The 22518-nt window shown below is 68.5% G+C and carries 20 protein-coding genes and 3 tRNA genes; 2 read left to right on the top strand and 21 right to left on the bottom strand.

Annotated features, from left to right (window positions below):
• Positions 1-83: 83 nt before the first annotated feature.
• Complete coding sequence (gltB, locus tag Q7W02_04460) at positions 84-4676, top strand: glutamate synthase large subunit (protein ID MDO8475441.1); 4593 nt, start codon at positions 84-86, stop codon at positions 4674-4676.
• A 19-nt stretch (positions 4677-4695) separates the two neighbouring features.
• Entirely contained in the window at positions 4696-6144 is a 1449-nt protein-coding gene (locus tag Q7W02_04455; protein MDO8475440.1) for a glutamate synthase subunit beta, read from the top strand.
• Positions 6145-6161: 17 nt separating this feature from the next.
• On the opposite strand, the gene Q7W02_04450 is transcribed toward Q7W02_04455, so the two are convergent.
• The 21 genes from Q7W02_04450 to hslV all read right to left on the bottom strand — a co-directional run bounded on the left by Q7W02_04450 (position 6162) and on the right by hslV (position 22514).
• Positions 6162-6536 (bottom strand): hypothetical protein, encoded by a 375-nt coding sequence (locus Q7W02_04450; protein MDO8475439.1) that lies wholly within the window; start codon positions 6534-6536, stop codon positions 6162-6164.
• Positions 6537-6553: 17 nt separating this feature from the next.
• On the bottom strand, positions 6554-6931 hold the full coding sequence (locus tag Q7W02_04445; GenBank protein MDO8475438.1) for a hypothetical protein: 378 nt from the start codon (positions 6929-6931) through the stop codon (positions 6554-6556).
• Positions 6932-7392: 461 nt separating this feature from the next.
• Positions 7393-8154 carry a chlorite dismutase family protein gene (locus tag Q7W02_04440; protein MDO8475437.1) on the bottom strand — a complete coding sequence of 254 codons (762 nt, stop codon included), beginning with the start codon at positions 8152-8154 and terminating at the stop codon, positions 7393-7395.
• A gap of 9 nt (positions 8155-8163) precedes the next feature.
• Complete coding sequence (gene moaA / locus Q7W02_04435; protein MDO8475436.1) at positions 8164-9183, bottom strand: GTP 3',8-cyclase MoaA; 1020 nt, start codon at positions 9181-9183, stop codon at positions 8164-8166.
• A complete protein-coding gene (locus Q7W02_04430) occupies positions 9180-9488 on the bottom strand; it encodes a Rieske 2Fe-2S domain-containing protein (protein ID MDO8475435.1) in 309 nt (102 codons plus the stop codon). The genes moaA and Q7W02_04430 overlap by 4 nt, the downstream gene beginning before the upstream one ends.
• Positions 9485-11191: a radical SAM protein gene (locus Q7W02_04425; GenBank protein MDO8475434.1), complete on the bottom strand. Its 1707-nt coding sequence runs from the start codon at positions 11189-11191 to the stop codon at positions 9485-9487. The genes Q7W02_04430 and Q7W02_04425 overlap by 4 nt, the downstream gene beginning before the upstream one ends.
• Before the next feature lie 82 nt (positions 11192-11273).
• On the bottom strand, positions 11274-11711 hold the full coding sequence (locus Q7W02_04420) for a secondary thiamine-phosphate synthase enzyme YjbQ (protein ID MDO8475433.1): 438 nt from the start codon (positions 11709-11711) through the stop codon (positions 11274-11276).
• Positions 11712-11777: 66 nt separating this feature from the next.
• Positions 11778-11866: transfer RNA gene (locus Q7W02_04415), tRNA-Leu, on the bottom strand.
• A gap of 25 nt (positions 11867-11891) precedes the next feature.
• A tRNA-Cys gene (locus Q7W02_04410) sits at positions 11892-11967 on the bottom strand.
• A 50-nt stretch (positions 11968-12017) separates the two neighbouring features.
• A tRNA-Gly gene (locus tag Q7W02_04405) sits at positions 12018-12092 on the bottom strand.
• A 60-nt stretch (positions 12093-12152) separates the two neighbouring features.
• Complete coding sequence (galT, locus tag Q7W02_04400; protein MDO8475432.1) at positions 12153-13175, bottom strand: galactose-1-phosphate uridylyltransferase; 1023 nt, start codon at positions 13173-13175, stop codon at positions 12153-12155.
• The gene (locus tag Q7W02_04395) at positions 13168-14190 is read right to left on the bottom strand and encodes an NAD(P)H-dependent glycerol-3-phosphate dehydrogenase (GenBank protein MDO8475431.1); all 1023 of its coding nucleotides are present in this window, start codon (positions 14188-14190) and stop codon (positions 13168-13170) included. Before Q7W02_04395 ends, galT begins: the two co-directional genes overlap by 8 nt.
• 64 nt (positions 14191-14254) lie before the next feature.
• Positions 14255-14851 (bottom strand): glycerol-3-phosphate 1-O-acyltransferase PlsY, encoded by a 597-nt coding sequence (gene plsY, locus Q7W02_04390; protein ID MDO8475430.1) that lies wholly within the window; start codon positions 14849-14851, stop codon positions 14255-14257.
• On the bottom strand, positions 14848-15423 hold the full coding sequence (pgsA, locus tag Q7W02_04385; protein ID MDO8475429.1) for a CDP-diacylglycerol--glycerol-3-phosphate 3-phosphatidyltransferase: 576 nt from the start codon (positions 15421-15423) through the stop codon (positions 14848-14850). Before pgsA ends, plsY begins: the two co-directional genes overlap by 4 nt.
• Positions 15420-16214 (bottom strand): 2-phosphosulfolactate phosphatase, encoded by a 795-nt coding sequence (locus Q7W02_04380; protein ID MDO8475428.1) that lies wholly within the window; start codon positions 16212-16214, stop codon positions 15420-15422. Before Q7W02_04380 ends, pgsA begins: the two co-directional genes overlap by 4 nt.
• A 13-nt stretch (positions 16215-16227) precedes the next feature.
• Entirely contained in the window at positions 16228-17436 is a 1209-nt protein-coding gene (locus Q7W02_04375) for an argininosuccinate synthase (GenBank protein ID MDO8475427.1), read from the bottom strand.
• A complete protein-coding gene (gene argF / locus Q7W02_04370; GenBank protein MDO8475426.1) occupies positions 17433-18344 on the bottom strand; it encodes an ornithine carbamoyltransferase in 912 nt (303 codons plus the stop codon). Before argF ends, Q7W02_04375 begins: the two co-directional genes overlap by 4 nt.
• Complete coding sequence (locus Q7W02_04365) at positions 18341-19540, bottom strand: aspartate aminotransferase family protein (GenBank protein MDO8475425.1); 1200 nt, start codon at positions 19538-19540, stop codon at positions 18341-18343. The genes argF and Q7W02_04365 overlap by 4 nt, the downstream gene beginning before the upstream one ends.
• 63 nt (positions 19541-19603) lie before the next feature.
• Positions 19604-20461 carry an acetylglutamate kinase gene (argB, locus tag Q7W02_04360; GenBank protein MDO8475424.1) on the bottom strand — a complete coding sequence of 286 codons (858 nt, stop codon included), beginning with the start codon at positions 20459-20461 and terminating at the stop codon, positions 19604-19606.
• Between the two features lie 43 nt (positions 20462-20504).
• Positions 20505-21866, bottom strand: coding sequence for an ATP-dependent protease ATPase subunit HslU (hslU, locus tag Q7W02_04355; GenBank protein ID MDO8475423.1), 1362 nt, complete (start codon positions 21864-21866; stop codon positions 20505-20507).
• 105 nt (positions 21867-21971) lie between these two features.
• A complete protein-coding gene (gene hslV, locus Q7W02_04350; protein MDO8475422.1) occupies positions 21972-22514 on the bottom strand; it encodes an ATP-dependent protease subunit HslV in 543 nt (180 codons plus the stop codon).
• Positions 22515-22518 lie beyond the last annotated feature (4 nt).

The following is a 22518-nucleotide window of genomic DNA, read 5'->3' as shown; positions in this document are numbered from 1 at the left end:
TAATGCTCGGCCCTAGTGTAGGCTCACTCCTCAAGTCGAGGTTGTTCCGAGAGTTCACAAGGACGCGGGAGGCTAGGAGAGGGATGGCGATGGAAGACGGGTTGTCAGCGACGACGCCTGCCGGGATGCCCGGGGCCCAGGGCCTCTACGATCCCGCCCACGAGCACGACGCCTGCGGCGTCGGGTTCGTCGTGGACATGAAGGGGCGGAAGTCCCACGCCATCGTGAGCCAGGCTCTCCAGGTGCTCAAGAACCTTCTCCACCGCGGCGCCTGCGGCTGTGAAGCCAACACGGGGGACGGCGCCGGCATCCTGATCCAGATGCCGCACGCCTTCCTCGCCCGCGAGTGCGCCGCGCTCGGCTGGAGCCTCCCCTCGCCCAGGCACTACGGCGCCGGCCTCGTCTTCCTGCCGCGCGATGCGGCCCAGTCCGCGCAGTGCCGCGCGATGCTGGACGGGATCGTCCGGGAGGAGGGCCAGACCTTACTCGGGTGGCGAGTGGTGCCAACCGACGACGCGCCGGTGGGGCCGAGCGCGCGCGCGGCCGAGCCTCTCATAGAACAGGTCTTCATCGGCCGGGCCGCAGGCATCTCCGACGCGCAGGCCTTCGAGCGCAAGCTCTACGTCATCCGCAAGCGCGTCGAGCACGCGGTGCGGCGCTCGGACATCCCGGGCCGCGGCTACTTCTACCTGCCGAGCCTCTCGGCCAATACCCTCATCTACAAGGGCATGCTCTCGGCCGACCAGATCGAGACCATGTTTCCGGACATCGTGGACCCGCGGGTCGAGTCCGCGCTCGCGCTCGTCCACCAGCGCTTCTCCACCAATACGTTCCCGTCGTGGCCGCTGGCGCATCCGTACCGCTACATCGCCCACAACGGAGAGATCAACACGCTGCGCGGCAACATCAACTGGATGCACGCGCGGGAAGCCCTCTGCCGGTCGAACCTTCTCGGCGACGACCTCAAGAAGATCCTGCCGATCGTCGTCGAGGGCGGCAGCGACTCGGCCATCTTCGACAACGTGCTGGAGCTCCTCGTCATGGCGGGCCGCCCCCTTCCGCTGGCGGTCCTGATGATGATTCCCGAGGCCTGGAGCGGGCACGAGTCCATGCCCAGCGAGCGCAAGGACTTCTACGAGTATCACGGCTGCCTCATGGAGCCGTGGGACGGCCCGGCCTCGATCGCCTTCACCGACGGGACCGTCATCGGCGCGGTCCTCGACCGGAATGGCCTCCGCCCGTCGCGGTACTACGTCACGAAGGACGGGCTCGTGGTCATGGCGTCCGAGGTGGGCGTGCTCGACATCCCGCCCGAGCGGGTGCTGATCAAGGAGCGCCTCCACCCGGGCCGGATCTTCCTCGTGGACACGGCGCAGGGGCGCATCATCGACGACGCGGAGTTGAAGCACACCTTCGCGACCGCGCACCCGTACGGCGAGTGGCTCGCGACCCACCTCACGCCGCTCGAGAGCCTGCCCGAGCCGCCTCACCTGCCCGAGCCCGCGCACGAGACCGTCCTCGAGCGCCAGCAGGCCTTCGGCTACACACACGAGGATCTCCGCCTGCTGCTGGGGCCCATGGCGACCGCGGGCGAGGAGCCCATAGGCTCCATGGGCACCGACACGTCGCTCGCCGTGCTCTCGGACCGCCCGCGACTCCTCTACGACTACTTCAAGCAGCTCTTCGCGCAGGTGACCAACCCGCCGCTCGACGGCATCCGCGAAGAGCTGGTGACCCAGATCGCGACCAGTATCGGTCCCGAGGGCAACCTCCTCGAGCCCACGCCCGAGGCCTGCCGGCAGATCAAGCTCAAGACCCCGATCCTCGACAATGCCGAGCTGGCACGGATCCGCCACGTTGACCGGCCGGGCTTCAAGGCCACGACCGTGCCCATGCTGTTCCGCGTGGCCGACGGCCCGGACGGCCTGGCGCGCGCGACGGAAGAGCTCTGCCGGAAGGCGAGCCAGGCGGTGGATGCGGGATTCACCTATCTCATCCTCTCCGACCGCGGTGTCGATCGCGAGCACGCGCCCATTCCGGCGCTCTTGGCGACGGCCGGAGTCCACCACCACCTGATCCGCGAGGGCAAGCGCGTCAAGGTCGGTCTGGTCATCGAGACGGGCGAGCCGCGCGAGGTCCACCACATGGCGCTCCTCTTAGGCTACGGCGCGGGCGCCGTCAACCCGTACCTGGCCTTCGAGACGCTCGACGACATGATCCGCCAGGGCATGCTGCCGGCGCTGGACCACAAGACCGCGATCAAGAACTACATCAAGGCGCTCAACAAGGGCGTCCTCAAGGTCATCTCGAAGATGGGCATCTCGACCATCCAGTCGTACCGGGCGGCCCAGATCTTCGAGGCGATCGGGCTCGCGAAGGACTTCGTGGACCGCTACTTCACGTGGACGGCGTCCCGCATTGGCGGCATCGGCATCGACGTGGTCGCGAAAGAGGCGCTCCTGCGCCACCACCACGCCTTCCCGGAGCGGCCCGTGGGCGAGCCCGAGCTCGACTGGGGCGGCGAGTACCAGTGGCGGCGCGACGGCGAGTACCACCTCTTCAATCCTGACACCGTGTTCAAGCTCCAGCACGCCACGCGCTCGAAGCAGTACGCGATCTTCAAGGAGTACACGGACCTCGTCAACACGCAGAACGGGCACCTGGCGACGCTCCGCGGGCTCTTCACGTTCAAGTTCATACCAAAGCCTATCGCGCTCCAAGACGTCGAGCCCGTCGAGGCGATCCTCAGGCGCTTCGCCACCGGCGCCATGTCCTACGGCTCGATCAGCCTCGAGGCTCACGAGACGCTGGCCATCGCCATGAATCGGATGGGCGGACGCTCAAACACCGGCGAGGGCGGTGAAGACCCGGCGCGTTACAAGCGCGACCCGAACGGCGACTGGCGGCGCAGCGCGGTCAAGCAGGTCGCGTCGGGGCGCTTCGGCGTCACGAGCTGGTACCTGCTCAACGCGGACGAGCTCCAGATCAAGATGGCCCAGGGCGCCAAGCCCGGCGAGGGCGGCCAGCTGCCGGGCCACAAGGTCTACCCGTGGATCGCCAAGGTCCGGCACTCGATGCCGGGCGTGGGGCTCATCTCGCCGCCCCCACACCACGACATCTACTCGATCGAGGACCTGGCCCAGCTGATCCACGACTTGAAGAACTCGAACCCGCGGGCGCGGATCAGCGTCAAGCTGGTCGCCGAGGTCGGAGTCGGAACGGTCGCGGCGGGCGTCGCCAAGGCGCATTCGGACGTGGTGCTGATCTCGGGCCACGACGGCGGCACCGGCGCGTCGCCCTTGACCTCGATCAAGCATGGTGGAATTCCGTGGGAGCTGGGCCTAGCGGAGACCCAGCAGGTGCTGGTCATGAACAAGCTCCGCGACCGGATCATCGTGCAAACGGACGGGCAGATGAAGACCGGGCGCGACGTCGTCATCGCGGCGCTCCTCGGCGCCGAGGAGTACGGCTTCTCCACTGCGCCGCTCGTCGTCATGGGCTGCATCATGATGCGCGTCTGCCATCTCAACACCTGCCCGGTCGGCATCGCGACCCAGGACCCGAAGCTCCGGGCCAAGTTCGAGGGCAAGGCAGAATTCGTCGAGACCTTCTTCCGCTACATCGCGCAGGAGGTCCGCGAACACATGGCGCGCCTCGGCTTCCGCACCATGGACGAGATGATCGGCCGCTCGGACTTCCTCGACGTCCGCAAGGCCGTCGACCACTGGAAGGCCCGCGGCATCGACTTCTCCTCGATCCTCCACCGGCCGCAGGTCGGGCCCGAGGTCGCCGTTCGGAGGGTGGTCGAGCAGGACCACGGTCTCGAGAAATCTCTCGACGTGACGACCCTCGTGCCGCTCTGCCGCGAGGCGCTCGAGCGCCGCGAGCCAGTGGACATCCGGCTGCCGATCAGGAACGTCAATCGCACGGTGGGCACCATCCTCGGCTCGGAGGTGACGCGTCGCCACGGCCCGGACGGGCTCCCGGACGACAGCATCCGCATCCACTTCACGGGCTCGGCGGGGCAGAGCTTCGGCGCCTTCGTGCCGCGCGGCATCACGCTGACGCTCGAAGGAGACGCCAACGACTACCTCGGCAAGGGCCTCTCCGGCGGCAAGCTCATCGTCTACCCCCCGCGCGAGGCGACCTTCGTGGCCGAGGAGAACATCCTGGTCGGCAACGTGGTGCTCTACGGCGCCACGAGCGGGGAGGCCTACTTCCGCGGCGTGGCCGGCGAGCGGTTCGGCGTCAGGAACAGCGGCGCGCTCGCGGTCGTGGAGGGCGCCGGGGACCACGGCTGCGAGTACATGACCGGCGGCCGTGTGGTGGTCATCGGGCGCACGGGCCGCAACTTCGCCGCCGGCATGTCGGGCGGCATCGCCTACGTCCTCGACGAGGCGGGCGATTTCAAGCGCCGGTGCAACCTGGGCATGGTGGATCTCGAGTCCCTGGTGGACGTCGAGGACGTCGAGCTCGTCAAGGACCTCCTGTCCCGCCACATCCGCCACACGCAGAGCCCGGTCGCCGCGCGCCTTCTCGTCAGCTGGGAGGCGACGCAGCAACTGTTCGTCAAGATCATGCCGCGCGACTACAAGCGCGTGCTCCAGGCCATCAAGAAGGCCGAGGAGAGCGGCATGTCCGTGGACGAGGCCGTGATGGCCTCGGCACACAACTAGGCTCCCCACATCTAGGCTCATGGGCAAGATCACCGGCTTTCTCGAGATCAAGCGCGAGACACCCAAGCGGCGTCCCGTCGGCGAGCGGGTCCACGACTGGCAGGAGGTCTACCTACCCTTCGAGGCCGACAAGCTCAAGAAGCAGGGCGCGCGCTGCATGGACTGCGGCATCCCCTTCTGCCACCAGGGCTGCCCGCTCGGGAACCTGATCCCCGATTGGAACGACCTCGTCTATCGGGACCGCTGGCGCGAGGCCATCGACCGCCTCCACGCCACGAACAACTTCCCGGAGTTCACGGGCCGCCTCTGCCCCGCCCCCTGCGAGGGCTCCTGCGTGCTGGGCATCAACGACGACCCGGTCACGATCAAGCAGGTCGAGGTCGGCATCATCGACCACGCCTTCGACGAGGGCTGGGTCGTTCCCGCCCCGCCCGCAGCGCGCACGGGAAAGAAGGTCGCCGTGGTGGGCTCGGGCCCGGCAGGTCTCGCCGCCGCCGAGCAGCTCAACCGCGCCGGGCACTCGGTGACCGTGTTCGAGAAGGCCGACCGTATCGGCGGACTCCTCCGCTACGGCATCCCGGAATTCAAAATGGAGAAGCGCGTTCTCGACCGCCGCCTCGCGCTGATGGAAGCGGCGGAGATCGCCTTCAGGACGAGCGTGAACGTGGGCGAGACACTGCCCGTCGAGGCGCTCCGCAAGGACTTCGACGCCACCGTCCTGGCCGGAGGAGCGGAGTGGCCCCGGGATCTCCAGATCCCCGGGCGCGAGCTCCGGGGCATCCACTTCGCCATGGACTACCTCACGCTCCAGAACCGGCGCTGCGAGGGCGACAGCGTCCCGGATCGCGAGGTCATCACGGCCGAAGGCAAGAACGTCGTCATCATCGGCGGCGGCGACACCGGCGCCGACTGCCTCGGCACGGTCCACCGCCAGAGCGCGCGCTCCGTCACGCAGTTCGAGATCCTGCCTCGCCCGCCTGAAGAGCGCGAGCCCGCCAGCAATCCCTGGCCCCTCTGGCCCAACATCTTCCGCGTCTCCTCGGCCCACGAGGAAGGAGGCGTGCGCGAGTACTCCGTCAACACCTCGCACTTCTCGGGGGTCGACGGGCGCGTGACGACCCTCCATGCGGTACGCGTGGAGATGATCAAAGAGGGCGGCCGGATCGGCTTCAAGAACGTCCCGGGCACCGAGTACGCCATGGAGGCCGACCTGGTCCTGCTCGCCATGGGCTTCCTCGGCCCGCGGCGCGAGGGACTCCTGGCAGACCTCGGCGTCAAGCTCACCGATCGCGGCAACGTCTGGCGGGACCCGAACTGGATGACGAGCGTGCCGGGCGTGTTCACCGCCGGCGACATCCAGCGCGGCCAATCGCTCATCGTCTGGGCCATCGCCGAGGGCCGAAGCGCCGCCCGTGGCGTGGATCTCTACCTGATGGGCAAGTCCGACCTCCCCGCCCCGCTTAAGTAGCCTCCGCCCCGACCCTGCTACTTGAGCGGCCTCACCTGCGCGTCCCAGCCTCCGAAGTCCGGTTTGAGCGTGATGACGCGCCCCTGGGCCTCTTCGTAGTAGTACAGGTCCCCGCTCGACGTGGGGAAGCTGAAGCGCGCCTTGCCGCCACTGAGCGTCACCTTGCCCCAGCGCGTCGTCGCGCCCCAGGACGCGACGATCGTGGCGTCGGGATTGACCGTCAAGTAGTAGATCTCGTACGGCCCGCCGGCGAACTTGATCTGGCCTCGCCACTTCCCCTCGATCGTGCGGATGTCCGTGATCGGCTTGCCCGTCACGTTCGAGGCGCCCAGGAGGAGGGCGGCGGCGAGCAGGATCAGCGTGGCGCGCCCGATCATCCGCGGCGTGGTCATCGAATATCCCGGCCGGGCTACTTGAGCGGGGTCACGTAGACGTACCAGCCGCCGAAATCCGGCGTCATCGTGATGACGCGGCCGTCCGACCCATCGAAGTACAAAAGGGTGCCGCTCGTGAGGTGGGAGATCTCGAAGCGCGCCTGGCCCCCGCTCAGCGTGATCTTGCCCCACTGCCAGTTCGGGCCCCATTCCGCGACGATCGTGGAGTCGGGGTTGACCGTGAGGTAGTAGAATTGCGGCGCGCCCATGCCGACGGTGATGGTGCCCCGCCACTTGCCCTCGATGGCCCGGACGTCCGTGAGAGGCTTCGACGGCACTGAGGCGCAGCCCGCGACCAGGACAATGACCAGCACGATCCGTCCCGCGAAGTTGACCACTCGTGAGGGGCTCAACGCTCCCGCCTCCTCACCCGTGAACGGTGGCGTCTCTTCAGTGCCCGGACCCGCCGGCTGATCTCCCGATCGACCAAACGCTCAAGCCTCCGCCCAAAGGCCACACCAAGAGAGGTGGGGATCGACCGTTCGAAGCCCGTCCACCCGGGTTCTCCTCCAAACAACGAGAGCTTGGCGCGGCTCCGATCGAGCGTCACCCGAACCGCCTGAAGCGCGTTGCCCACGGCCTGGATCCCGTCCTCGCCGTAGCCGTGCTGAACGCCGCGCTGCCCCAGCCCCGTGATTTGGAAGGGACACGCCCACTCCCCTGTTGGCTCTTTGCGAGGTTTGCCAAGGCGCACAATGACCGTCTTCCTGGGCGATCCAACAATCTGGAGCGCGCGGGCGCCGAGGACGGGGCCCAAACCCCGTCCTCTTCCGGTGAGTCGCGTCCCGGCTCTCATCCTCTTGCCCCGGCTACGTCAGCGCAGGGGGCTCTGCCAGATGGCGTGGCCCACGAAGAAGGGGCCGAGGCTCGCCATGTACTCCGATGTCTGGACTGTCTTGCGCATGGTCTGGACGAGGTGCGAGAGCGGCTGGAGCTCCTTGCCGACCAGGCCGATGAGGAAATCGTTGTCGTGGGCGTCGAGACCGTGGCAGGCGAGCCTGATGTCATGCGCGAGATCGGCGTCGCCGTACGCGCGTCCGATCGTGCCGTGCTCGCGGAGGATGGCGCCCTGCTCCTGGGCGGACAGCTTGGCGAAGGCGCCCGTCCGCCTCAGCGGGTACCAGACTGCCCAAGGCCAGTCCGGGTTGAGCACGGTGCGGCGGGGGCGGCTCAGCAGCCAGTCTTCGAGGTCGGGCTCGAAGCCGCTCGAGTAGGTCCTGCCGATCATTGCCAGCTCGGGCTTGGGAACGAGGCCGGCGAAGGGCTCGGCTGCCAGGACCTCGCGCGCTCGCGTGACGAGGAACGCCGGGTCCTCGGCGAACGTGAGCACGCCCACGCCGCGAGGGTCCTGGAGGTCGGCGTACAGCACCACCTCGATCCGGCTTCTCTCGAGCGCCGCGGCCAGGGTCTTGGGCTCGGAGCACCCCCCGAAGGCCTGGAGCTGCATGAAGAGGCGGCGGTTCGAGGTCTGCCCGTTGGCGCCGCGCTCGGCGACCTCGACCTTGACTCCGTCTGGGACCTTGACTTCGTCTGGCACCTTGACCTCGTCAGGCTTGCCGGGCCCCGGGGTGGTCATACGCGCTCACTACCCTCCGCGAGTGTGCATCTCGAGATGGGGCTTGGCCTTGAGCTCGCCGATCTGGACCAGGGGCTGCCGGTCTTTGAGCAGGAGCCGCTGCTCCGCGCCCCTGTCCCGGCGCCTCTCCCATGCCGAGCGGATCAGCAATGCCAGATGATCTTTTGAAGTGCCATCCCTCAAGTGTTTCCTCAAGTCCATTCCGGCCGTAGCATACAGGCACAGGAGCCACTGCCCGTCGGCGGTGAGCCGGCTCCTGTCGCAGGTCTGGCAGAAGGGCGCCGTGGTCGAGGAGATGATCCCGAAGCTCAGCCCGTCCGGCAGCCGGAAGCGGTCGGCGGGCGCCGATGACTCTTCCACGATGGGCTCGATCCGGCCATAGCGCGCGCCCAGGCGCTCGAGGATCTCGGCACGCGCGACGACCTGGTCCATGGACCAGCGCGTGGCGCCCCCCACGTCCATGTACTCGATGAAGCGCAGCTCGGCAGCCACGCCGCGGGCGAACTCGATCAGATCGAGCATCTCGTCGTCGTTGACCCCGCGCATCACCACGGTGTCGAGCTTGAGCCCGGGCCAGCCCGTGCGGCTGACGGCTTCGATCCCCTCGCGGACCTGCTGGTACGCGTCGCGACGGGTCAGCGCCCGGAAACGATCCGGCTTGAGGGTGTCGAGGCTGACCGTCACGCGCTGGATGCCCGCGTCACGGAGCGCCTGGGCCTCCTGGGCCAGAAGGATGCCGTTGGTCGTAATGGCCAGGTCGCGGATGCGGGGCTCGGCCGCGATCATCTTGACGAGGCGGGGCAGGTCCTTCCGCAGGAGCGGCTCGCCGCCCGTGAAGCGCACCTTGTCCACGCCGAGGCCGGCGAAGACGTCCACCAGCCGCGCGATCTCTTCGAAGGTCAGGATGTCGGCGCGCGGCAGCCACGCGTACTCCTCTTCCGGCATGCAGTAGGCGCAGCGCAGGTTGCAGCGGTCGGTGACGGAGAGGCGGAGGTTGCGGAGCGGCCGCGCGAAGGCGTCGCGGATCACGGCAGCTCCACGAAGACACGGTCGCCGTCCACCGAGACCGGGAAGCAGGGTATCTTGACGGCCGGGTTGTTGACGTTGGCGCCCGTCTTCACGTCCCAGCGCCAGGCATGCCACGGGCACACGACCACCGTGCTTTCGAGATCTCCCTCGCCCAGCGGCCCGCCGCGGTGCGCGCAGGCATTGTCGAGGGCGTAGAAGGCGCCGTCCACGTTGAAGAGGGCGAGAGCCCTGCCTTCGGCCTCCACGACCCGCCCCTCTCCCACCGGGACGTCGGCGACCTGCCCGACGAAAATGCGGCGGCTCATGCCGGCACCGGCTCGCCCAGCCCGGCGCGCTGCCATTCGCGAAGGAGACCGGCCTTCTTCACGCCGACGTCGAAGTGGTCCCACGGCATGATCTCGCCCTCGGGGCGCTCGCGCCGCGTGTAGAAGGATGGGTCCGCCCCCCACTCGCGAAGCGCCCGGCGCCAGTCCCCGTCGAGCCGGGCGGCGATTTCGAGGAAGTCGGCGACCCGGCGGTCGCCGCGCGCGAGCAGCGCCTGGAGCCCCGCCTCGCGCGGGTTCTCGTGCACCACCCGCACCTGGAGCCGCCGCGCGCCGCTCTTGATCGCTTCGAGCTTGGTCTCGAGGTCGCGCGGCTCGTCGAAGGGCGCCCACTGGAACGGCGTCCACGGCTTGGGCACGAAGGAGGACACGGACAGCGTCAGCTTGCCGAAGGGGTGACCGTCGGGCCCGGGCACGCGCAGGCGCTCCAGCATGCGTCGCGCCAGATCGGGGATGGCTTCCACGTCCTCCATGGTCTCGGTCGGCTGCCCGATCATGAAGTAGCACTTGAGGTTCGGGATGCCGTACTTGCGCAGGAGGTCGCAGGCGGCGTAGAGCTGCTCGTCCGTGATGACCTTACGGATGACTCGACGTAGCCTCTCCGTGCCCGCCTCGGGCGCCATGGTCAGCGTCCGGTGCCCGCCGCGCTGGAGTGAGGCGACTAGGTCTTCGGTCAGGCTGTCGGCCCGCAGCGAGGAGATCGAGACCTCGACACCGTACTCCTCGAGCATCTTCATGAGGTCGCCTATCCACGGGTAGTCCGACACGCAGGCGCCCACGAGACCCACGCGCTTGGACTCCTTGGCAATCTGGGCGACGGACTCGCGCAGCGACTCGAGACTCCGGTGGCGCACGGGCCGGTAGACCTGGCCTTCCAGACAAAAGCGGCACCCTCTTCCGCAACCCTTGCCCACCTCGAGAAGGGCCATGTGGCCGTATTCCGCCTTGGGGGTCTTGAGAATGGAACGCGTTTCGAAACGGTTGACGTCGCCGAGCCGGCGCTTGACCACGACGGCCGGCACGTCGGCGTCACGCGGGGTGACCGCGCCGATGGTGCCGTCGGCGGCGTAACGAACGTCGTAGGCCGCGGGCACGTAGATGCCTTGGAGCGGCTTGAGCCGCTCTATCACCCGCTGCCTCTGGCCGTCCCGCCCGTCGGCGCGGCAGGATGCGTAGGCCGCGACGATCTCCCCGACCAGCTCCTCCCCCTCGCCGACGGCGATGGCATCCATGAAGGGCGCCATGGGCTCCGGGTTCGAGAAGGCGCAGACCCCACCCATGAGCACCAACGGGTCACCCGACCCGCGATCCGCCGGCCGCGCGGGGATCCCCGCCATGCGGAGGAGCCGCAGCACGTTGATGTAGTCGCCCTCGTAGGTGACGGAGAACCCGACCACGTCGAAGTCGCGGAGCGGACGCAGCGACTCCAGAGAGAACGGCTCGGTGCCGGTGCGCGCGTACTCGTCGGAATCCTCGGGATCGGGGAAGAACACGCGCTCACAGACGGCGTCGGGGAGGGCGTTCAGGTGCTCGTAGATCGTCTGGAAGCCCAGGTTGGACATGCCCACGGCGTAGGTGTTGGGGTAGACCAGCGCGACCGAGACGCGGCCGCCCCAGTCCTTGCGGACCACACCCTCTTCACCGGCGACGAGGGATTGAGCTTTTTTCTTGAGTTTCCACGACATGCAACGAGTCTACCACGGAGGGTCGGGGGCTAAGGCCGCGGGAGCGGCGGAGACCGGGGGGGCGCCTCGCGCAGAGTCCGCGCTAGATGCCCATGATCTGGACATCGATGCTGCGCGGCCTCGGCCCGTCGAGCTCGGCGAAGAGGATGGACTGGAAGCGGCCCAGCGACAGCTCCCCGCCGCTGATGCCGACGGCGATGCTCCGGCCCAGCAGCGCGGCGCGGAGGTGCGAATGCGCGTTGCCGCGCTCGCAGTCCGAGTAGCGGGGGTCGTCGTGCCGGTAGCCGTCGTTCTCGGCCACCAGGGTCTCGATCATGGACTTGAGGTCCTCGACCAGGGCGCCCTGGAACTCGTTGACGAAGAGCGCGCACGTCGTGTGCAGCGAGTTGACGAGAAGGATGCCTTCCTTGATGTCGGCGCTCAGCATGACGTCGCGGATCGTCTTGGTGATGTCGAGGATCTGCGTCCGGTGCTCGCTCAACATCGTGAAGGTCTTGCGCGCGACCTTAAGGGTCTGCACCTAGGTCTCCTCCGTCATTCCGAGCGCTGCCTGCTGCGGCGCTCGCGCTGAAGTTCACCGCACTGCTGGTGCCGAGGGAGGGAATCGAACCCCCACGGCCCCAAAGGGCCAGCGGATTTTAAGTCCGCTGCGTCTCCCAGTTCCGCCACCCCGGCGCTTGCTGCGCCCGCCTGCCTGTAGTGGAGGCGGCGAGCGGATTCGAACCGCTGAATAGAGGTTTTGCAGACCTCCGCCTTAACCACTTGGCTACGCCGCCACATACGTCAACAGGGTCCGGTCCAACCCCCGGTCCCCGCATCGAACCAATGGAGCGGGAAACGGGATTCGAACCCGCGACCCCAACCTTGGCAAGGTTGTGCTCTACCACTGAGCTATTCCCGCAAGAAATCATCTGCTTCACAAGCCTGACGGAGTGTAACAAACGCCTTAGGTGGTGTCAACTTAGGTCGCCGTCGGCACTCCCTCCCGGAGATACCGGGCGGCCTCCTCGGGGGGGGTCGGGTTGATGAAGAAGCCGGTTCCCCACTCGAAACCCGCCACCTTGGTCAATTTTGGGATGATTTCGAGGTGCCAGTGGAAGTGGTCGAGGGTCGGAGTCTTCAGCGGCGCCGAGTGGAGGCTCAGGTTCCAGGCGGGATCGCCTAGTACCCGGTTCATCCGCCTCAAGACCTCGCCCAGGAGCCTCGCGAGGGCCCCGAGATCCACGCCCTCGGAGTCTTCGTAGCTCGAACGGTGGCCCTCGGGCAGGATCCAGGTCTCGAATGGGAAGCGGGGAGCATACGGGCAGAGCGCCACGAAGCCCCCCTCGCCCAGGATGAGCCGGCCGAGACCTTTGGCCCTCCCCTGCATCTCCTGGCGGATGATGTCGCACCAGATACAGCGCTTCTTCATGCGGAAGTGACGAAGCGCCCCCTCCAGCTCCTGCTCGACCATCATGGGGACGATGGGCGTTGCGATGAGTTGGGAGTGCGGGTGCTCGAGCGAGGCGCCGGCGGCCTCGCCGTGGTTCTTGAAGACGCTGACGTACTCGAAGCGCGCGTCCTTCTGGAGGTCGACCATGCGCCGGCGCCACGCCTCGAGCACGGCGACCACCTGGGTCTCAGGCAGTCCCGCCAGCGAGGCGCCGTGGTCGGGGGTCTCGATGATGACTTCGTGGGCCCCGATCCCGTTCATCCGGTCGTAGACGCCCTCGCCCGCGGGCTCGAGATCTCCCTCTATCCTGAGCGCCGGGAACTTGTTGGGCACCACCCGGACCTCCCATCCGGGGCCATTGGGCGGGCTCGCCGGCTCGCGCACCGCGAGGATCTCTTCGGGCGTGCGCGACTCCTGCCCGGGGCAGAAGACGCAGGGACCGGTCTCCTTTGGATGGACCGGCGCGGAGGCGAAGTCGGAGGGCCGCCTGGAGCGCTCGGTCGAGATGATCACCCATCGGCCGACGACGGGATCGCGCCTCAGCTCAGGCACGGCCGGCGTGCTCCTCCTCGGGGCGCGGCTCCCGGGCTAAGAGCGAAACCAGCGCGTCCTTCACAGGTTTCGCCTCGAAGAGCACGGCCGAGACCTCGTCGCAAATCGGCATGCTCACCCCGGTCCGCCCCGCCAGGATCCTGGCCGAGGCGACGGTGCGCACGCCCTCGGCGACCATGGGAGTCGACCCTTCCGCCTGGGCCAAGCTCTGGCCTTTCGCGACGGCCAGGCCGAGCCGGTGGTTGCGGCTCTGTGAACCCGTGCAGGTCAGCACGAGGTCGCCGAGCCCGGCCAGCCCCGCGAGCGTCGCGGGCTGGCCTCCGAGGTGGACCGCCAGACGCCCCATCTCAGCCAGGCCGCGGGTGATGAGGGCCGCGCGCGCGTTCTCGCCGAGCCCGAGCCCGTCTGAGAGCCCGGTGGCGATCGCCATCACGTTTTTCAGCGCGCCCCCGATCTCGACCCCGACGACGTCGCGGTTCGTGTAGAGCCGGAAGGCGGGAGCGCTCAGTCGCTCCTGGAGGCTCCGCGCGACGCCGGCATCCGTCGAAGCCACGACCAGCGCGGTGGGCTTGCCCAGCGCCACCTCGCGGGCGAAGGACGGGCCCGAGAGCACCGCGACTTGGTGCGCGGGGAGGATCTGGGAGAGAAGCTCGGACATGCGGAGCGTGCTCGAGGGCTCGAGACCCTTGGTCGCCGAAAGCAGCACCGCCCCGCTGGGGACCGCGGCCGCCATCGGCTGCAGGACGCCGCGCAGAAAGTGAGACGGCACCGCGAGGATCACGAGGTCGCTGCCGTCGAGCGTCTCGACGAGGTCGGCGCCGGCGACAACGCTCTCTGGAAGGGGGACGTCGGGGAGATAGCGCCGGTTCTCGCGCGCGCCGCCGATCGCCCGGGCCAGCGCCGGATCGCGGGCCCAGAGGCGCACCGCCATGCCGCTCCGGCCGAGCTGGACGGCCAGCGCCGTCCCCCAGCTCCCGGCGCCGATGACCGCCACCGCGCCGCCGCGGGATGTCATGCGCCCCGGAATGTCATGCGCCAAAGCTTGTCATCCGCCAAGGCTTGTCATACGCCAAAGGCTGTCATACGGTAGACGCCCGCTCCCCAAGCCGGCGCTCCGTGCCCGAGAGGAGCCGCTTCACGTTGTCGTGGTGGCGCCACACGATGACCGCGGCAGCGCAGGCCGCCGCCACCGCGTACATCGGCGTATAGCCGAAGAGCCACGCGCCGATCGCCAGGCTCACGCACCCCAGGATGGAGGCGAGCGACACGTAGCGGAAGGCCGCCGTGAGGACAATCCACACGGCCATCGCGAGCAGGATGGCTCTCGGAGTCAGCGCGAGGAAGGCCCCCAGCGCCGTGGCCACGCCCTTGCCTCCCTTGAAGCGGAGGAATACCGGCCAGCAGTTCCCCACGATGGCGAGCACCGCCCCCGCGGCGCCCCACACGGGCTCGGGCCCAATCACTTCTGCCCCTCTGACGGCAACATAACCCTTTGCAACGTCGCCGAGCAATGTCAGCACCGCGGGGACGGGGCCGAGAGTCCGGAGGACGTTGGTGGCGCCGATGGTGCCGCTGCCCTTGCCCCGGATGTCGAAGCCTCCCGCGGCGCGGGCGACCAGGAACCCGATAGGGATCGAGCCGATGAGATAGACCCCGACGAGGCCCAGCGCCCTCACGGCCAGCGTTCCTGGTCCTTGATGATCGCCCGCGGCCCCGCCTTGACGAAAAACCGGTAGAAGTAGTCGGCGCCCGAGACAACCGTCAGCACCAGGGCGCCCCACAGCGCGACCACCGAGATGAGGTGGAAGGGCACGTACTCGGGCGGCACCCCGCGCTCGAGAATGAGGATCGTGATGGCGACGTACTGGGAGACGGTCTTGAGCTTGCCGAACTTGGAGGCGGGCACCACCACGCCCATGGAGAGCGCGACGCCTCGGAGTCCCGTCACGGCCAGCTCGCGGCCGATGATGACCATGGCGACCCAGGCGCCGATCATCTCCACCTGCACCAGGGCGACGAGCGCGGCGGCAACGAGCAGCTTGTCCGCCACCGGGTCGAGCAGGGTCCCGAACCGCGTCACCTGGTTCCGGCGTCGCGCCATGCGCCCGTCGAGCCAGTCGGTGAGCGAGGCGGCGACGAAGATGACGGCGGCGATCAGCACCCAGAGGCGATCGGAGGAGATCACGAAGACGATGATGAGCGGGACCAGGACGATCCGGAACAGCGTCAACGCGATGGGAAGGTTCATCGATTCGCACCCGGGCCCGCAGGGCGGCCCGGTCGAGTATCGGCTCCGGCGGCGGGCCAAGTCAAGACGCCGGACCCAGCCGTAATCGCCCCGCCCGTCAGCACCGGCACGACGGCTGACGTGTCGAGCCGCAGACAGCAGTCGAGGTCCGCCCCGCGCGCGCGGGCCTCGAGGTGGCGCGCCCAGCCGGAGTCGCTCCGCAGCCTGTCGAGGCGCGCGCCGTAGAGGATCCCCAGGCAGCGGACCGCTTGGGCGGCGTCGCTCAGCGTCGCCCCAGCCGCCGCCCGAACGATACCCTCGGCCAGGAGGCCCGCGCAGACGGCGTCTTCGAGAGAGAACCCCCCCTTCTCGCCCGCGCACAGCACCGTCAGGTCTCTCCCCTCCGAGACGGCCCAGCGCACCGCCGCCCCGACATTGGTCAGCGCGGCGACAGCCGCCGCGTCGGCCTGCGATGCCCTGAGCATGGCAGCCGTGCCGTTGGTCGTGGTGAGCAGGATGCTGCGCCCGCCGACGCGCTCGGGACTGCAGTCGAGCGGAGAATTGCCGAGATCGAAACCTTCGATCGGCTCTCCGCCGCGCTCGCCGGCCAGCAGGACGGGCTCCGGAGCCAGCGCCCGAGCCCGCTCGCGCGCCTCGGCGGCGCCCGCCACGGGGATGACGCGCGCGCAGCCCGCGTCGAAGGCCGCGATGACCATGCTCGTGGCACGGAGCACGTCCACAACGAGGGCCGCTCGGCCGCCGAGTACGAGATCGGGGAATTCCCCCGGTGTCAGCGCCACGTGGACGCGCATGGCCGGGGGCGACCTACCGGCTGCGGTCGCGGAGAGCGCGGATCTTGAGGCGGAGGGCGTTGAGGTTGATGAAGCCCTCGGCGTCCTGCTGGCGGTACACGCGGTCGGCCTCGAAGGTGACGAAGTCCCCGCGATAGAGCGAGCGAGGTGACCGGCGGCCGGCGACGGTCACCGTGCCCTTGTAGAGCTTGAGCCTCACGGTGCCGGTGACGTCTCGCTGGACCTGGTCCATCAAACCCTGGAGGACCTCGCGCTCGGGAGCGAACCAGAAGCCGTAGTAGATCATCTCGGCGTAGCGCGGCACGAGGGAATCGCGGAGGTGCAGCAGCTCGCGGTCGAGGGTTATCGACTCGAGGGCGCGGTGGGCCGCGTGCAGGATGGTCCCGCCGGGCGTCTCGTAGACGCCGCGCGACTTCATCCCGACGTAGCGGTTCTCGACCAGGTCCACCCGGCCGATCCCGTGCTCGCCGCCCAGCCGGTTGAGGGTTTCCAGGAGCGCCACGGGCCCGAGCTTCTTGCCGTCCACGGCCACCGGGTTGCCCGCTTCGTAGTCGATCTCGACGTAGATGGGCACATCGGGGGCGGACTCCGGCGAGTTCGTCAGCAGGAACATCTTGGGCGGCGGCTCGGCCCATGGGTCTTCCAGGATCCCGCCCTCGAAGGAGATGTGGAAGAGGTTGCGGTCCGTGGAGTACGGCCGCTCGGCCGTGACGGGCACGGGAATGTCGTGCTTCCTGGCGAACTCCATGAGAGCGGTCCGCGAGTTGAGGTCCCACTCTCTCCACGGCGCGATCACGGTCAGCTCTGGAGCGAGGGCGGCGTACGTCAGCTCGAAGCGCACCTGGTCGTTGCCCTTGCCGGTCGCGCCGTGACTGACCGCGTCCGCGCCCTCGGCGAGCGCGATCTCCACCTGCGCCTTGGCGATGAGCGGGCGCGCGATGGAGGTGCCCATGAGGTAGGAGCCCTCGTAGATCGCGTTGGCGCGCAGCATGGGGAAGACGAAGTCCCTGACGAACTCTTCACGTAGGTCGCGGATGTGGACGCTCGACGCGCCGGTGCGAAGAGCCTTGTCGCGGACCGGAATGAGCTCCTCGCCCTGCCCCAGGTCGGCGCAGTAGGCGACCACGTCGCACTTGTAGGTCTCGATGAGCCAGCGCAGAATGACGGAGGTGTCGAGCCCGCCGGAATAGGCCAGCACGACCTTCTTGACCGACGCGCTCATGCCGCCCCCGACAGGTGCATCACGATGCCCTTCTGGACGTGCAGGCGGTTCTCGGCCTGGTCGAGGACGATGCTGCGCGGCCCGTCCAGGACCGCGTCGGTGATCTCCTCCCCGCGGTGCGCCGGCAGGCAGTGCATGACGAGCGCCTTCGGCGAGGCGAATCCCAGGAGCGTCTCGGTGACCTGGTATCGCTGGAAGGCCTCGAGCCGCTTCTCGCGCTCGGCCTCCTGTCCCATGCTGATCCAGACGTCGGTGTAGAGCACGTCGGCGCCCTCGGCCGCTTCGCGGGCGTCCGTGGTGACCCGCACCAGGCCGCCCAGGGCGCCGCAGGCGTCGAGCACGGCTGGCGCAGGCTCGTAGCCCGGCGGGCAGGCGGCGCGCACCCTGACGCCCATCAGCGCCGAGAGGAGCAGCACCGAGTTGAAGACATTGTTACCGTCCCCGATCCAAGCCAGCTCGAGCCCCTTGAGCTCGATCCCCCGCTCCCAGAGCGTGTAGAGGTCCGCCATGGCCTGGCACGGGTGCTCGAGGTCTGAGAGCGCATTGATCACGGGGATCGTTGCGTGAGCGGCCAGCTCCTCGAGCGTCTTGTGGGCGAAGACGCGCGCGGCGATGCCGTCCACCCACCGCGAGAGGTTGCGCGCGATGTCGGGCACGGACTCGCGCTTGCCCGGACCGATGTCCTGGGCCGAGAGGTACACGGCCGCCCCGCCGAGCTGGACCATGGCGACCTCGAAGGTGACGCGCGTCCGCAGCGAGGGCTTCTCGAAGATGAGCGCGAGCGTGCGGCCGGCGAGCGGGGTGACCCGCTGGCCCGCCTTGAGCTCGGCCTTGAGCTCGGCCGTCAGCTTGAAGATGTCGAGCACGTGCTTCCTGTCGAGGTCGCGAATCGAGACGAAGTGGTTCACGGGGTCACGGCCTTGAGCGCCACGTCGATGATGGCGCAGGCCTCCGCGATCTCCTTCTCGGCGACGATGAGGGCGGGCGCCAAGCGCAGGGTGTTGTCCCCGGCCGTGAGCACGAGAAGCCCCCGCTCGCGGCAGGCGGTCACCACGTCGCCCACCGGCGGCACCAGGTCCAGGCCAACCAGGAGGCCGCGGCCGCGGATCTCCTTCACGGCCTTCGGATGCTTGGCCCGGATCGCCTCGAGCGCCTCCAGCATTAGCTTGCCCATGCGCCCGGCGCGTTCGGCGAGCCTGTCTTCGATGAGCGTGCTGAAAACGGTGACGCCGACAGCCGTGGCGAGCGGGTTTCCGCCAAAGGTAGACCCGTGCGTGCCGGGCGTGAAAACCCGGGCCACGTCCTCAGTGGCGAGCGTCGCGCCTATCGGCACGCCATTGGCCAGCGCCTTGGCCACGGTCATGATGTCGGGCGCCACCCCCGAGTGCTCGTAGGCCCAAAGCTTGCCGGTGCGACCCATGCCGGTCTGGATCTCGTCGAGGATGAGCAGGATACCCGCCTCGTCGCAGAGCTTGCGCAGCCCGGGCAGGTAGCCCTCGTCGGGCACGATGACCCCGCCCTCGCCCTGGATCGGCTCGACCAGCACGGCCGCGGTCCGGCTGTCGATCGCGCGCTCAAGCGCCTTGAGGTCGTTGAACGCGACGTACTTGAAGCCCCCCGGCAGGGGCTCGAAGCCGTGGTGATACTTCTCCTGCGCCGTGGCCGTGACGGTCGCCAGCGTCCTGCCGTGGAAGCCGCCCCGCATGCTGATGATGTCGCCGCGGTCGCTCGACCCGTGCTCCTTGGCCCATTTCCGGGCGAGCTTGATCGCCGTCTCGTTGGCCTCGGCGCCCGAGTTCGAGAAGAAGACGCGATCGGCGAAGGAGTGCTCGCAGAGGAGCTGCGCCAGCTGCGCCTGCTGGGGGATGTAGAAGTAGTTGGACACGTGGACGAGGGTCGCCGCCTGCTCGCGCAGCGTCCCCACGACCTTCGGGTGGCTGTGGCCGAGCGCCGTCACCGCGATGCCCCCGGTGAAGTCCAGGTATTCCTTGCCGTTCGAGTCCCAGACCCGCGACCCCTCGCCTCGCACCAGGGCTACCGGATACCGCTTGGTGAAGGTCATGAGGTGCTTGTCGGACAGCTCGAACATCCGCTTCGTGTCCACCTTGTCTCTCCTCGCGCGTTGAAACGGTTTTAGGTAGTGCTAAGGGATGCCGTCGTAGCTGTTTTAGAGGACGATCTCGGTCCCGATGCCTTCCTTCGTGAGCACCTCGAGCAGGATGGCGTGGGGCACGCGGCCGTCGATGATGTGCGCCTTCTGCGCCCCGCCCGCCAGCGCCCGCAGCGCCGACTCGACCTTCGGCAGCATCCCGCCGTCGATCACGTTGCTCTTGATCAGCCGCTCCGCTTCCCGCTTGGTCAAGGTCGAGATGTGCTTGCCGTCACCGCTCTTGATGCCCTGCACGTCCGTGAGGTGGATCAGCTTCTCGGCGAAGAGCGCCGCCGCCACCTCGCCCGCCACGAGGTCGGCGTTGATGTTGTACGTCTCACCCGTCGCGCCCACGCCCACGGGAGCGATCACGGGGATGAAGCCGCCGTCCTCGAGCACCCGGATGGGCTCGGGGTTGACCGCCTCCACCTCGCCGACGAGCCCGATGTCGACCATGCTCCCGTCGGCCTGCCGGTGCAGCCGCTTGCGCGCGCGGATCAGGGTGCCGTCTTTGCCGCTGAGCCCCACCGCCCGCCCGCCGTGGAGGTTGATCAGGCCGACGATCTCCTTGTTGATCTTGCCGACCAGCACCATCTCCACGATCTCCATGGTCTCGGCGTCCGTCACCCGCATCCCGCCGACGAAGTGCGGCTCCTTGCCCAGCCGCTTCATGAGGGCGCCGATCTGGGGGCCGCCGCCATGGACGATGACGGGGCGCATGCCGACCAGCCTCAACAGGAGCACGTCCTTGGCGAACTGCTCCTTGAGGTCGGCCTGCTCCATGGCCGCCCCGCCGTACTTGATGACGAGGGTCTTGCCCTGGAAGGCGCGGATGTACGGCAGCGCCTCGAGCAGCACCTCCGCCCGCTGGACCATCGCCTGCGTGTCCGTGTCCACCCTGTCGCTCCGGCCTGCTTTATTAAAGGATGAAGCGCGAGAGGTCCTCGTCCTCGAGGACGGCGGCCAGGTGGGCGCGCACGTAGGGCGCGTCGATCTTGACTTCCTGGCCGCGCATCTCGGGCGCGGCGAAGGAGACCTCCTCGAGCAGCTTCTCCATGACCGTGTAGAGCCTCCGCGCCCCGATGTTCTCGGCGCGCTGGTTGACCGTGGAGGCGATCTCGGCCACCTCCTCGACGGCATCCTGCGCGAACGCGAGCGTCACGCCCTCGGTCTTCAGCAGCTCCACGTACTGGCGGATGAGGGCGTTCTGCGGTTCGATCAGAATGCGGACAAAATCCTCCCGCGTCAAGGGCTCGAGCTCGACCCGGATGGGGAAGCGGCCCTGCAGCTCCGGGATCAGGTCCGACGGCTTGGACGCGTGGAAGGCTCCGGCGGCGATGAACAGGATGTGGTCCGTCCGAACCATGCCGTACTTCGTCGTCACCGTCGAGCCCTCGACGATGGGCAGGAGATCACGCTGGACCCCCTCCCGGGAGACGTCGGGCCCGTGAGAGCCCTCCCGTCCGGCGATCTTGTCGAGCTCGTCGAGGAAGACGATCCCTGAATCCTCCACCCGGCGGATGGCCTGGCTGACCGCCTCGTCCACGTCCACCAGCTTCTGGGCCTCCTCCTGGGCCAGGAGCCGCCTCGCCTCGCCCACCTTGAGCCGGCGGCGGCGGGTCTTGCCGGGCATGAGATTGGCCAGCATGTCCTTGATGTTCATGCCGACCTCTTCCATGCCCTGGCCCGAGAAGATCTCGAACATGGGTCCGGCCTGAGCCTGGACGTCCAACTCGAGCATGCGCTCTTCCAGCTTGCCCGCCCTCAGCTGGGCCCGGAGCTTGTCGCGGGTTGCGTCCCTCGAGGCGTCGGGCGAGACTTCCTCGAGCGTCCCGCTCGAGAACGCCTCCCCCGCGCGGCGGGGCAGCAGCAGGTCGAGCACCCGCTCTTCCGCCAGGGCTTCGGCCCGCTCGCGCACCGCGGCCGCCATCTCGGCCTTGACCATCGTGACCGAGAGCTCCGTCAGGTCCCTGATCATGGACTCGACGTCCCGCCCGACGTAGCCGACCTCGGTGTACTTCGAGGCCTCGACCTTGATGAAGGGCGCCTGCGAGAGCTTCGCCAGCCTGCGCGCGATCTCGGTCTTCCCGACCCCGGTCGGCCCGATCATGATGATGTTCTTCGGCGCGACCTCGTCGCGGAGCTCGGCCGGCAGGTTCTGGCGCCGCCAGCGGTTGCGCAGCGCGATGGCGACCGCCTTCTTGGCCGCCTGCTGGCCCACGATGTAGCGGTCGAGCTCGGTGACGATCTCGGTCGGCGTCAGCGGGGTCGCCAAGCTCATGGGTCCAATGTCTCTTTCGATAGCCTCAAACTGGATGACATAGGGTTGCGGTCGTGCTCCTTCGCGCCTCTGGCGCTCATCCGAACTGCACTCCGTCGGCGGCGCTCAATCGAGCGTCTCTACCGTGATGTGGTCGTTGGTATAGACGCAGATGCCCGCGGCGATCCGGAGCGCCTGCTCGGCGATCTGCTCGGCCGGGAGGCTGGAGTGGGCGCACAGGGCCCGCGCCGCCGCCAGCGCGAACGGCCCGCCCGAGCCGATGCCGATCAGCCCGTCGTCGGGCTCGATCACGTCGCCCGTGCCGGACACGATGAAGGAGACCTCCGCGTCCGCTACCGCCAAGAGCGCCTCAAGGCGGCGCAGCACGCGGTCCATCCGCCAGTCCTTCGCCAGCTCGACGGCGGCGCGGGACAGGTTGCCGCGGTGCTCCTCGAGCTTCGCCTCGAACTTGGCGAAGAGCGTGAAGGCGTCGGCCGCCGCGCCCGCGAAGCCGGCCAGGACGCGCCCGTGGTAGACCTTGCGCACCTTGCGCGCTCCGGCCTTGACGATCGTCTGGCCGATCGAAACCTGCCCGTCGCCGGCCAGCGCCACGCGCCCCTTGTGGCGGACACAGGCGACAGTCGTTGAATGAAAGGAATCGCTGACCATCGTC

Source organism: Candidatus Rokuibacteriota bacterium, assembly GCA_030647435.1.
Lineage (GTDB): Bacteria > Methylomirabilota > Methylomirabilia > Rokubacteriales > CSP1-6 > AR37.
This window is presented reverse-complemented; position numbering and strand designations above follow the sequence as displayed.